The following is a 12106-nucleotide window of genomic DNA, read 5'->3' on the forward strand; positions in this document are numbered from 1 at the left end:
ATATGCCAATCTTAAACGACACACAAAAAGCGCAGATTCTAGCTCAAAGTAGGGTGATTGTCATTATTGGGCTCTCACCTGATCTTACAAAGCCTAGCCACAGAGTCGCTGCGTATTTGCAAGAGCAAGGCTATAGCATTATCCCCATTTATCCAAAAGGCGGGAAGATTCTAGGGCAAGAGACATTCCCTACCCTGCAAGAGTGCGCCCTATCTCTACGCGCTCAAAATATCGACATAGATATTATTAACATCTTTCGTAAAAGTGAAGCCCTACCCCAAATCGCCCAAGAGATTTTAGAGCTAAAGCTTAAGCCAAAGTGTGTTTGGGTGCAGCTAGGGCTGCATAATGCAGCAGCAAATGCTATGCTCACGCAAGCTGGGGTTACCTATGAAGAAGATAGCTGCATTAAGCTTGAGCACCAGAGACTTTGCTAGCTTAGCGCGCTAGCTTTTCACTCACCCACACCCGCTAGAATCTAAAACTTTCACTAGAATCTAAAACTTGGCATTATTTTTGCTGGTAGCTGCGTAAGACTTTTGAACTACTACAAGGAATGGTGATGAAGCTAAGGAAGCTAGTGCTTGTTTGCTTGAGTATTGGGCTTATGCAAGGTGCGGATATTAGGCTCAATGACGCTCCGGCAAACTCATTTCAAGATGCCTTTGAGCGTGGGCTGATTTATGGGCACGCAGGGCTACTCTTCCAGCAATCCATTGATAAAGCCCCCACCTATGGCGACATCAATCTAAGCCTTGGCTATGAATCCAGACGCTTTATGGGCTATAAATTTGGCGCAGAAATGTGGCTAATCCCCAAGCTTTATGAAGGAGTTGCTAACGACTTTAGAAAAAGCCAAACCTATTTTGAAATGTCCCAACTCTATGCAGACTACTATAATCAATACGAGCGTTTTGGTGGGACAATTGGACGATTTCGTATGGACGAAGAGTGGATCACGCACTTCAACGAGGGGCTTTCTCTAAGCTATGATCAAATCCCTAATCTCTCACTAGCATTTGCGTGGTCTTTAAGGAATGCCTACATCACTCCGCATTTCTCACAAAACTACAAAGTATTTGGCGAGTATCAAAGCGGTAAAGTAGGGAAATGGACAGGTGGGGCATTTTATCTGCGCGCGAAGCTCTCTATCCCACAAGCCCCAATCACTCTCACCCCCTACATTTACCTTGTGCCAGATTTCTTCGTGGCACCCGGGCTCAAGGGCGAGCTTGATCTCCCCATTACTAAGAGAATCTTGTTTAAAGGTATGATACATCTTACTTCTTATGTCGAGCTAAATGACCAGCGCAAGGCACTCAATAGCAGTGGTGGTGGGATCATCTGGGCAGAAGGTGGCGTTGATATGTCGTGGATACGCATTGGTGCTGGTATCATCAACACGCCAAAAGGCGGGGCGATCTATATCGATGGCTTTGGGCAAAAAACCCCTTTTGAGCGAGCTGATGGGGTGTTCTACTACAATGCTACAACCCCTTATGTCTTTGTCTCAGCGGATTTGTGGAAATATGTCAGTCTCTATGGAGCTTTTAGGACAAGCATCCTTGACTCTCAAAGTGTTTTAAACTGGGAAGCTAGAATGGACATCACCCCCATACAAAATGTGCGAATGGGCATAAGCGCACTTGGTGTAAGTAACCCAACACAAGCACCATCAAAATTTGGACAAAACCTTGGAAGCTATATGATTTTCCGCGGCTATGTGGAGTATCATTTTTAAGCCTTGCTAATGCAATCTACATAGATTCTAGTGCTTGATGTAAGATTTTACACGCTTGCCATTGCCTATGGCTTTGTAGCTTCTTGCACATACCTTAATCGGCTACTATGCTATAATCGCAAAATACTTACATATTTAAGGATTCCAATGCTAAACAAAAAGATTCTAGTAACTGGAGGGGCGGGGTTTTTAGGCTCACATTTATGCGAGAGATTATTAAATCGCGGTGATGAAGTGCTGTGCGTGGATAATCTATTCACCGGCACAAAGCAAAATATTCTACACCTTTTATCAAATCCTAGATTTGAGTTTATGCGACACGATGTAACTTTCCCGCTGTATGTGGAGGTTGATGAGATTTATAATCTTGCTTGTCCAGCAAGTCCGGTGCATTATCAGTTTGACCCTGTGCAAACGACGAAAACTTCTGTAATGGGGGCGATCAATATGCTAGGGCTTGCTAAACGCGTGAAAGCAAAGATTCTACAAGCTTCCACAAGCGAAGTCTATGGCGATCCTGAAATCCACCCGCAAGTAGAATCTTATAAAGGTTCAGTCAATCCTATCGGCATAAGGGCGTGTTATGATGAGGGCAAAAGGTGTGCGGAGACGCTATTTTTTGACTATCAAAGGCAGCATAATCTAAACATCAAAGTAATGCGGATTTTTAATACCTATGGTCCTAGAATGCACCCAAATGATGGGCGAGTGGTGAGTAACTTTATCATTCAAGCGTTGCGTGGGGAGGACATTACCATTTATGGCGATGGGAGTCAAACGCGGAGCTTTTGCTATGTAGATGATTTGATTAGCGGAATGATTGCTCTTATGGATAGCAAAGATGGATTCTATGGACCGGTAAATATCGGCAACCCACACGAATTTAGTATGCTAGAACTCGCACAAAATGTGCTTGAGCTTACAGAATCTAAATCAAAGCTTGTATTTCTCCCCTTACCCCAAGATGATCCCAAGCAACGCCAACCAGACATAACCCTAGCCAAAAAAGAGCTAAACTTTAGTCCAAAAGTGCAGTTAAGAGAGGGACTAGAAAAGACCATTGCGTATTTTAGAGGGATTGTGTAGTGCAGCAATTTATCCGCAATTTTTCTATCATAGCCCACATCGATCACGGCAAATCCACCCTTGCCGATAGGCTTATCCAAGAGTGTGGGGCGGTGAGCGAGCGTGAAATGACCGCGCAAATTATGGATACTATGGATATAGAAAAGGAGCGCGGCATTACCATTAAAGCCCAATCTGTGCGCTTACACTATGTCTATCAAGGACAAGAATATATCCTAAATCTCATCGACACGCCCGGGCATGTGGATTTTAGCTACGAAGTCTCGCGCTCTCTTAGCTCCTGTGAAGGCGCACTACTTGTCGTAGATGCTACCCAAGGCGTAGAAGCCCAAACAATCGCCAATGTCTATATCGCCCTTGATAATAACCTAGAAATTCTCCCAGTGGTAAATAAAATCGACCTCCCAGCAGCCGATGTGCCAAAGGTGTGCAGCGAGATTGAAGAAAGCATAGGGCTTGACTGCTCCAATGCCCTAAGCGTGAGTGCCAAAAGCGGCGTAGGCATAGCCGAGCTACTAGAATCCATCGTGCGCAAAATCCCCGCCCCAAGTGGCGAGCCAAATGCGCCTACAAAAGCCCTTATCTATGATAGCTGGTTTGATAACTACTTAGGTGCGCTAGCTCTGGTGCGGCTTAAAGATGGCAGCCTAGCAAAGGGGCAGAGCGTGCTTGTGATGAGTAGTCAAAAGACTTATGAGATTTTAGGGCTTTACTATCCCCACCCTGTGCAGAAAATCCCCACCGATAGGATTGAATGCGGCGAAATAGGGATCATCTCTCTTGGGGTAAAGTCTTTGACAGATTTAGCAGTAGGCGATACGATTACTGATGCGCAAACCCCCATACAAACACCAATAGAAGGCTTCAAGCCTGCCAAGCCCTTTGTCTTTGCTGGAATCTATCCCATTGAGACAGATAAGTTTGAAGAGCTGCGCGAGGCGTTGAAAAAGCTCAAACTCAATGACTCCGCCCTAAGCTTTGAGCCAGAGACTTCTGTGGCATTAGGCTATGGATTTCGCGTAGGGTTTTTGGGGCTTTTGCATATGGAGGTTGTCAAAGAGCGGCTGGAGAGGGAGTTTGGGCTAAGTCTCATCGCCACAGCACCCACGGTGGTGTATGAAGTCTATCTCACCGATGGCTCTATGATAGAAGTGCAAAATCCAAGCGAGCTGCCCGAAGTGCAGAAAATTGATCACATCAAAGAGCCCTATGTCCGCGCTAGTATCATCACGCCAAGCGAATTTGTGGGCAATATCATCACACTTCTGGCAAATCGCCGCGGCGTGCAGGAGAAAATGGACTACATCACACAAGATCGCGTGCTACTAGAGTATGCCCTACCTAGCAATGAGATTGTAATGGACTTTTATGACAAGCTAAAATCCTGCACCAAAGGCTACGCGAGCTTTGACTATGAGCCTATCGAGTATCGAAGTGGGGATTTGGTGCGGCTTGATATACGCGTAGCAGGCGAGATTGTCGATGCGCTCTCAATCATTGTGGAGAAGTCCAAATCCTACGAAAAGGGGCGTGCGCTTGTAGAGTCGATGAAAGACCTTATCCCGCGCCAGCTCTTTGAAGTAGCCATTCAAGCAAGCATTGGCTCAAAGATTATTGCGCGCGAGAGTGTGCGCTCTGTTGGCAAAAATGTAACCGCTAAATGCTATGGCGGGGATATAACAAGAAAGCGCAAACTCCTAGAGAAACAAAAAGAGGGCAAAAAGCGTCTAAAATCTATCGGTAAAGTTGATTTACCGCAAGAAGCATTTCTCGCGGTGCTAAAAATTGATTAAAGTAGATTCTAGCGGAATCAAACACTAGAATCTAGGCAAGCTATGGAGCCACTAGCCTGCGCAATTAGGCTAGCTTTAACATTAGAGCTTAGAAACGATTGCTTCTGTATCTTGAGCGATGATAAGCTCTTCATTTGTTGGGATTACACATACTTTGACCTTAGAATCCGCAGTGGAGATGATGGCTTCTTGCCCGCAGACATTATTAGCTTCTGTATCAAGCTTCACGCCTAAAAACTCCAAATGCTCCACAATCATTCCTCGGATAAATTTTGCATTCTCACCTACGCCACCACAGAAGCTAATCGCATCTACACCAATAAGCACCGCACAATATGAGCCGATGTATTTTAAAACACGATATGCAAATGCAGCTCGAGCTAATTTAGCACGCTCACCGCCCTTAAGATCAGCATCTAAAAGATCCCTAAAATCACTTGATAGCCCAGAGATCCCAAGCACGCCGGATTTTTTATTTAAAATATTGACAACTTCCTTTGTGCTTAGCTTTTCTCTATCGGCAATATACTCCAAAATAGCCGGGTCTAAATCCCCGCTTCTTGTCCCCATAATCAGTCCTTCAAGTGGTGTTAGCCCCATACTTGTATCGACAGATTTGCCATTTTTAATCGCAGATATTGATGAGCCATTGCCCAAATGGCAGACGATAATCTTAGAGTTGTGATAATCTAGACCTAGAAACTCCGCAGTTCGGCGCGAGACATACTTGTGGCTTGTGCCGTGGAACCCATACCTGCGCACCCTATGCTTCTCATACCACTCATAAGGAACGCCATAGACATATGCTCTAGGTGGCATACTTTGATGAAATGCTGTGTCAAATACGCCAACCATAGGGACATTTGGCATAAGCTCTTGGCAAGCACGCACGCCAATAATATTAGCAGGATTATGCAGTGGGGCTAGCATTGAGCATTCTGCGACTTCATTTAAAACCCTCTCATCAATAAGCACCGACTCTTTAAAAGTCTCCCCGCCATGCACAATTCTATGCCCCACAGCAGAAATCTCTGTCAGTGAGCCAATCACGCCTTTATTCTTATCTACCAGACATTGCAGCACAAGCTGTATGGCTTTAGCGTGGGATTCTATAGGTGTGCTTATGCTCGTTTTCTCTCCATTTTCATTTTTGTAGCTAATCTCACTCCCATCAAGACTGATACGATCACATATACCAGATGCGAGCACCTTGCTTGTAGAAGTCTGTATAAGCTGAAATTTTAGCGATGAGCTTCCGCAGTTGATAACTAAGACATTCATAATCTCTCTCCTTAGTAAGATTGACGCATAAAGCCTAATACATAAGCCAGCCTTAAAGCGACCACGATTTAGTGTAAGAGATTTCCGCTTAATACACAAAAATTTACAAAATCCATTTGGGTTTTTGTGTATTTTTAACACACTTTTAACACAAACTCACAAAACAGCATAGGAATGGCAAAAATAAAGTGGCGAAATCATAAAAACTAGTGGCATATTGGAGGATATGTGTTTAGATTCTACGCATTTATAAATATGGCTATGGCAAAAGCGTGCGATCAATCAGCCCACTTGGAAGTGCTAGAGAAGCGATCAGTTTAGATTCTAGTGCGCGGTGCTCGCCATTGTCCCTTTCGTGATCAAAGCCTAGTAGATGTAGTAACCCGTGCAAAAAAAGCAAGCACAACTCATCATAAAGGCTATGATGATACCGCTCACTTATCATCTGAGCTAAAGGAAGATTGATAGCAATGCTCCCCAAAGGGACTTCTGGCATAAAATCCAGCCCACTAGAATCTCTAGCAAAATCCAGTGGCGCAAGCGGGAAGCTTAGCACATCAGTGGCATAATCCTTACCCATAAAATCAACATTGAGCGAGTGCATATACTCTTTAGAGCAAAGAAGCAGCTCAATATCCTTATGCAAGAGAGTGGGCGCGTGTGTAGCCAAGCTAGCGGCAGCTTGCTCTAGCGCAGCTTGAAGCCTTGCTTGCAAGGCTTGCAAAAAGCTAGAATCTAACTTTTGCGTGGAGTCGATAATTTGTAGCATATACAGCCTTAATAAGTAATCTTTAACTATAGATTCTAGCTCTACAACAAGCCTAGTATTTATATCCCACTTTGCTAGACACCTACCTTGGGCAAATAGATCCTAAACTCTTTGTCCTTGGCATTAAGCTCTATCCGCCCGGAATGCGCGTGGATAATCTGGCTAGAGAGTGCTAGCCCTAAGCCATTGCCTTTAAGCTTAGTGGTCGCAAATGGCTCAAAGAGAATATTTGGGTCATCAAAAGGCTTACCATTATCCTTAATCAAAAAGCACACTTGCCCCTGCACAACATCGCCTTGTATCAATATCGTGCCATCTTCGCTCTCACTCTCTTCAATCGCATCAATGGCATTAAATAAGAAATTTTGCAAAGCGATGAGCATTAAGTCTTTATCCATATACGCAATCTTATCGGCAAATGTATAGATAAAATCTATATGCTTGCTAAAGCTATAGCTCTTTACCAATGCCTGCAGCTCATCTTGTAGCTCGCAGATTCTCATCGGCTGCTTATTAGCACTAATCCCTTTAGAAAACAACAATGTCGCCTTAATAATGCGCTCCACGCGAAATATCGATTTTTGCAGCTCATCAATTAGTGGGATTTGTGATTCTCGTGCGGATTTATGCAATGCAGAAGCCAAGATTGATATAGAGCCGATAGGATTGCGGATTTCGTGTGCTAAGTGCGCAGAAATCTGCCCCATAGATGCAAGCCTAGCCTGACGCTTTTGGCTTGTAATATCTGTGGCAGTGATAAGCAGGCGGTTTTGGAAAGAGCCTGTTTGCACAAGGAAAATCCTCTTATCATACTCGACTTCAAGCTCGCTATCTACTCCATTGCCAGCTTTGTGCTTATAGTGGGGCTTTTTTGCCTGTATAGAATCTAATATCGGGGAAATATCTATCGCACGCGTGTTGCGGTAAAAAAAGCTGCCATCGTGATTATAAACCCAAATCGCTTGCGGCAGCGTCTCAATGAGCCATTCATACAAGGCTTTAGCATCTTTGACATCTTTTTCGTAGCGGTAGCTGATATTGATAAACTCTTCCAAAAGCTGCTTGATATTCTCTGGATTTTCTTGGATTTCGCGTAAAAAATCCTGCCCAGCCTTATCATCACCATCAGTGTCGGTAAAAGTTAGTGGCGACTTTTTGGAGCTAGAATCCATAGAATCTAGGGTGTTTGTATCGTTATGTGGCTTCAATTTATAGCTTCTCTATGTGGTGTGTGTGTAATGCGCGGGATATTTAAGGTCGCCCACCACCCTAGGGTAGGTAGGCATTAGGGACTGCAGCTACTTTTTCAAAGTTGGGATATATTTTGCAAGCGCATCAATCTCTTCATCGCTTAATGCTGCTGCTTGCCCCCACATCGTAGCACCAAGACCAAAGTGGTTTAGGGTCTTTGCTTTATAGCCTAGAAGATCGTTTTTAATCTCTTCTTCTGTCATTGTGTTTGTGATTTTACTTTTACCAAGTGCTTGTTTTTCCATATTGGCTCCGTGGCAAGCTTGGCATTTTGTCTTAATAATATCTGCTGGTTCAGCAGCATTAAGAGCGACTGCGCAGCCCAAAATCCCCAATGTAGCGACAAGTTTTTGCTGAAGTGTTTTCATAACCTTCTCCTTTAGTGAATGTGAGCCTAGATTCTACAACGAAAAAATAAATAAATGCCATATTTTATTTTATGCGCAAAACATATTTCATATCAGCAGGGGTGCTTTAGCTTGTAGGTAGCCTTTGTGGAATTATTTTTGCTTAAACTCTCCGTATGAATACGCGCCAGTTTTTAAGGAGAAACAATGACTGCAAGAACGCACAAACAATGGCACCGCTGCATAATGACCGCGATTATCTCGCTACTTTTTAGCACACACATCTACGCAGAAAAAATAGGCGATATAGCTAGCATCGTAGGTGTGCGGGGCAACCAGCTCATAGGCTATGGGCTAGTAATTGGGCTCAATGGCACAGGCGATAAAACTAGCTCAAAATTTACTATGCAATCCATTGCCAATATGCTTGAAGGAGTAAATGTCAAAGTAAGCCCTGATAGCATTAAATCCAAAAATGTCGCTGCGGTAGTCGTTACAGCAAATCTTCCGCCATTTGCTAGGCAGGGCGATAAGCTTGATATACAAATCTCCTCCATAGGCGATGCCAAATCCCTAGAATCTGGGATTTTGGTGATGACTCCACTTACTGCAGTAGATGGCAATATCTATGCCATCGCGCAAGGTGCGGTAACCACAGGCAGCTCGGCTAATCTCTTAAGTGCGACTATCGCGCAAGGTGCGGTAGTGGAGCGAGAAGTAGCCTACAATCTAAGCAACCAGCAAGATTTAACCCTAAGCCTAAAAAGCGCGAACTTCCAAAACGCCATCAAGGTCCAGCAAGTGCTAAATAGCACCTTTGGCGAGCAGAGTGCCATAGCCATAGACTCTCGCACCATAAAGCTCAATCGCCCGGAGAATCTAACACCCGTGGAGTTTGTCGCCCTACTCCAAGAAGTGCAAATAGACTACACAATAGGAAATAAAATCATCATCGATGAAAAGTCGGGCACCATTGTCGCAGGGATCGACATCCCCGTGCGCCCGGTAGTGGTAACAAGCGGGGATATTACGCTAAAAATCACTAATGAGCCACTCCTTGATGAAAAGGGTGCGCAAAAGCTAGACTCCACGACAAGCTTTGATCCAAATAGCACGACAATTAGTGCCAGCGAGCCAAACACCACTATATCTAATGTCGTCAAAGCTTTGCAAAAAATGGGTGCGAGCCCAAAAAGTATGATCTCTATCCTAGAAGCTATGCGCCAAAGCGGTGCGATCGCTGCACCGATAGAGATTCTATAAGGATTCTACCTAGCTAGAAGCACTAGAATCTACTTTTATGCAACAAACACAAAGGAGATGTAATGAAAATCGATACAAGCAGCACTCTAGCAGCATACCAAGCAAGCAAAACACCCAACATTAGCAAAAACAACAGCGATGAAAAGCTACGAGAGCAAACTGATGCCTTTGAAGCGATTTTGCTAAAGTTTATGCTAGATACTTCGCTTAATCTTGAGAGCCCGCTCTACCCTAAGCAGCCCGGTAGCGAGATTTACCAAGGAATGTATAAAGACACGCTTGCCCAGCATCTCTCTGGAGGCTTTGGATACAGCCAAGCTCTCTTTGACTGGCTAAAGGAGCAGCAAAGGGGCTAAGCCTCACAACCCTTGCGCTGTTTTATAATGCTTTTATATAATTAGCATAAAACTTGCTGAAGGATTGCAGTGATACAGCATATTACACACAACGACAAGACTCTCTCAATTATTATCCGCCATAATTTTCACAAAGATGGGATAGAGTTTTTCACTCCCAATGATTTTTCGCAACAATTAGCCTATATGAAGCGTCCTAAAGACTATCTTATCCCGCCACATATCCATAATGCTGTGCCTAGAGAAGTGCTCTACACAAAAGAAGTGTTATTTATCAAAAGCGGCAGAGTGCGAGTGGATTTCTATGATGATGACAAAAACTATCTCAAAAGCTCTATACTTGAGCAAGGCGATGTGATACTGCTTGCCTTTGGGGGACATGGATTCTATATGCTGGAAGAGAGCGAGATTATAGAAGTCAAGCAGGGACCGTATGCTGGCGAGCAAGATAAAGTGCGATTTGAATCAATAGATGATACTAATGTAAGGATAGAGCAATGATACCAGTCAATGAACCGCTACTTAATGGCAAAGAGAAGCAATATCTAGTTGAATGTATCGATACGGGCTGGATAAGCTCTGAAGGACCATTTGTTAAGCGTTTTGAAGATGAGTTTGCCAAAAAAATTGGGCGAAAATATGCCGTTAGCGTGTGCAATGGCACTGCAGCACTTGATATTGCCATAGAGTCTTTGGAGTTACAAAAGGGTGATGAAGTCATTATGCCGACTTTTACAATCATTTCTTGTATCAATGCCATTGTGCGATTAGGTTTAAAGCCGGTTTTGGTGGATAGTGATCCACTCACTTGGAATATGGATGTAGCTCAAATAGAATCTAAGATTACCCCGCAAACAAAAGCTATTATGATTGTTCATATTTATGGGCTTCCTGTGGATTATTTTCCTATTTTTGAACTTGCCACAAAATATAACTTAAAAATTATTGAAGATGCTGCAGAAGCACACGGACAAAAATACCACGATAAATATTGTGGTAACCTAGGAGATATTAGCACTTTTAGTTTCTATCCCAACAAGCATATTACAACCGGTGAAGGCGGTATGGTGCTAACCGATAATGAGCAGCTATACAACAAGCTTCTTTCCTTACGGAATCTAGGATTTGCCCCACCGCGCAGATTTATCCACCACGAGCTAGGATACAATATGCGGCTTACTAATATGCAAGCCGCACTTGGCTTAGCTCAGCTTGAACGACTTGATGAATTTGTGCAAAGAAAGCGCAATATGGGTAGAATCTATACGGAGCTTTTGCAAGACTTGCAGGACATCGTGCAGCTACCTCTTCCACAGACATCGTATGCTGAAAATGTCTATTGGGTATATGGTATCGTGCTTAAAGATTGCATTAAAATGAATGCACAAGAAGCAATGGACAAGCTTGCCAAAAAAGGCGTAGGCACGCGCCCTTTCTTTTACCCTATGCACCAACAGCCCGTACTTAAACAAATGGGTTTCTTCATAAACGAAGCCTACCCCATAGCTGAGAATCTAGGCGAAAGAGGATTCTATCTCCCTAGCGGATTGGCTTTGGAAGAAAAAGATATGCACATTGTGGCAAATACATTAAAGGAGATTTTGCGATGAATCCTCTACACTTCATAAAAATGGCAATAAAAAGAGCGGTATGGTTTATGCGTGATGTAAGATCGCATTATTTCTTTACAAGCCCTAGAGCTTTTGGTTGTAGCAGAGGTGTATTTGAAAGTTTTGCACAAGCGGTTAAGTCAGCACCAAAATATGCTAAGACCGACTATACAGAGCAGACCGAAGAAAAGTCATTTCATAACTTTCTTAGTGGTTTTAGCACTAAAATCGCTGATTATGAATATCCAGCTTTTTATCATCTTGGTAATATTTTGGCGAAAAATCCCCAAGCAAAAATACTCGATTTGGGGGGGGATTTGGGGGGCATTATTTCCGCTATTGCCACCACACTAAAACCACCCCAAATTGGCAAGTTTGTGAAATAGCCCATAAAGTGAAGTTTGGCGATCAAGTAATTTCTCATTTTAAGGCTTCGACACTTTCTTTCACGCAAAATCCTAGCGAGCATTATGATGTATTTTTCTCATCTGGCGCAATACAATATGTCGAGCAGTATAGATCATTACTACATACCCTTTTACACAAGAATACGGGGGGGGGGGGGGGGAAAAACCCAAATCTTTTTAAAAAGATTTCTTGTGAAAAAAA

General features: G+C 43.5%; 14 protein-coding genes. 10 read left to right on the plus strand and 4 right to left on the minus strand.

From position 1 onward, the window contains the following. Positions 1–2: 2 nt before the first annotated feature. The 4 genes from F4V45_RS08840 (at position 3) to lepA (ending at position 4620) form a co-directional block, all read left to right on the plus strand. Positions 3–437 carry a CoA-binding protein gene (locus F4V45_RS08840; RefSeq protein WP_150337958.1) on the plus strand — a complete coding sequence of 145 codons (435 nt, stop codon included), beginning with the start codon at positions 3–5 and terminating at the stop codon, positions 435–437. Positions 438–562: 125 nt separating this feature from the next. Next, positions 563–1741, plus strand: a complete 1179-nt coding sequence (locus tag F4V45_RS08845; protein ID WP_170235225.1) for an Opr family porin — start codon at positions 563–565, stop codon at positions 1739–1741. Positions 1742–1888: 147 nt separating this feature from the next. Further along, on the plus strand, positions 1889–2827 hold the full coding sequence (locus F4V45_RS08850; RefSeq protein WP_150337960.1) for a UDP-glucuronic acid decarboxylase family protein: 939 nt from the start codon (positions 1889–1891) through the stop codon (positions 2825–2827). Further along, entirely contained in the window at positions 2827–4620 is a 1794-nt protein-coding gene (gene lepA / locus F4V45_RS08855) for a translation elongation factor 4 (RefSeq protein ID WP_150337961.1), read from the plus strand. The genes F4V45_RS08850 and lepA overlap by 1 nt, the downstream gene beginning before the upstream one ends. 81 nt (positions 4621–4701) lie before the next feature. Here the strand turns inward: lepA and F4V45_RS08860 are convergent, their stop codons facing one another. The 4 genes from F4V45_RS08860 to F4V45_RS08875 all read right to left on the minus strand — a co-directional run bounded on the left by F4V45_RS08860 (position 4702) and on the right by F4V45_RS08875 (position 8289). After that, the gene (locus F4V45_RS08860; protein WP_150337962.1) at positions 4702–5901 is read right to left on the minus strand and encodes an acetate kinase; all 1200 of its coding nucleotides are present in this window, start codon (positions 5899–5901) and stop codon (positions 4702–4704) included. 259 nt (positions 5902–6160) lie between these two features. Beyond that, positions 6161–6670, minus strand: a complete 510-nt coding sequence (ybeY, locus tag F4V45_RS08865; RefSeq protein WP_150337963.1) for an rRNA maturation RNase YbeY — start codon at positions 6668–6670, stop codon at positions 6161–6163. A 74-nt stretch (positions 6671–6744) separates the two neighbouring features. Beyond that, complete coding sequence (locus F4V45_RS08870; protein WP_150337964.1) at positions 6745–7878, minus strand: sensor histidine kinase; 1134 nt, start codon at positions 7876–7878, stop codon at positions 6745–6747. A 90-nt stretch (positions 7879–7968) separates the two neighbouring features. Continuing rightward, positions 7969–8289 (minus strand): c-type cytochrome, encoded by a 321-nt coding sequence (locus F4V45_RS08875; protein ID WP_023930830.1) that lies wholly within the window; start codon positions 8287–8289, stop codon positions 7969–7971. A gap of 225 nt (positions 8290–8514) precedes the next feature. Between F4V45_RS08875 and F4V45_RS08880 the strand changes: the two genes are divergently transcribed. The 6 genes from F4V45_RS08880 to F4V45_RS08905 form a co-directional block, all read left to right on the plus strand. Continuing rightward, the gene (locus tag F4V45_RS08880) at positions 8515–9531 is read left to right on the plus strand and encodes a flagellar basal body P-ring protein FlgI (RefSeq protein ID WP_034578676.1); all 1017 of its coding nucleotides are present in this window, start codon (positions 8515–8517) and stop codon (positions 9529–9531) included. Positions 9532–9593: 62 nt separating this feature from the next. Then, the gene (locus tag F4V45_RS08885) at positions 9594–9887 is read left to right on the plus strand and encodes a Rod binding protein (protein WP_150337965.1); all 294 of its coding nucleotides are present in this window, start codon (positions 9594–9596) and stop codon (positions 9885–9887) included. Positions 9888–9956: 69 nt separating this feature from the next. After that, a complete protein-coding gene (locus F4V45_RS08890; RefSeq protein ID WP_150337966.1) occupies positions 9957–10388 on the plus strand; it encodes a cupin domain-containing protein in 432 nt (143 codons plus the stop codon). Further along, positions 10385–11497, plus strand: a complete 1113-nt coding sequence (locus F4V45_RS08895) for a DegT/DnrJ/EryC1/StrS family aminotransferase (protein ID WP_150337967.1) — start codon at positions 10385–10387, stop codon at positions 11495–11497. Before F4V45_RS08890 ends, F4V45_RS08895 begins: the two co-directional genes overlap by 4 nt. After that, positions 11494–11883 carry a class I SAM-dependent methyltransferase gene (locus F4V45_RS08900; protein ID WP_150337968.1) on the plus strand — a complete coding sequence of 130 codons (390 nt, stop codon included), beginning with the start codon at positions 11494–11496 and terminating at the stop codon, positions 11881–11883. The genes F4V45_RS08895 and F4V45_RS08900 overlap by 4 nt, the downstream gene beginning before the upstream one ends. Positions 11884–11891: 8 nt before the next feature. Then, on the plus strand, positions 11892–12106 hold a 215-nt coding region (locus F4V45_RS08905), incomplete at its 3' end, for a hypothetical protein (protein ID WP_150337969.1).

Source organism: Helicobacter canis, from assembly GCF_008693005.1.
GTDB lineage: Bacteria > Campylobacterota > Campylobacteria > Campylobacterales > Helicobacteraceae > Helicobacter_B > Helicobacter_B canis.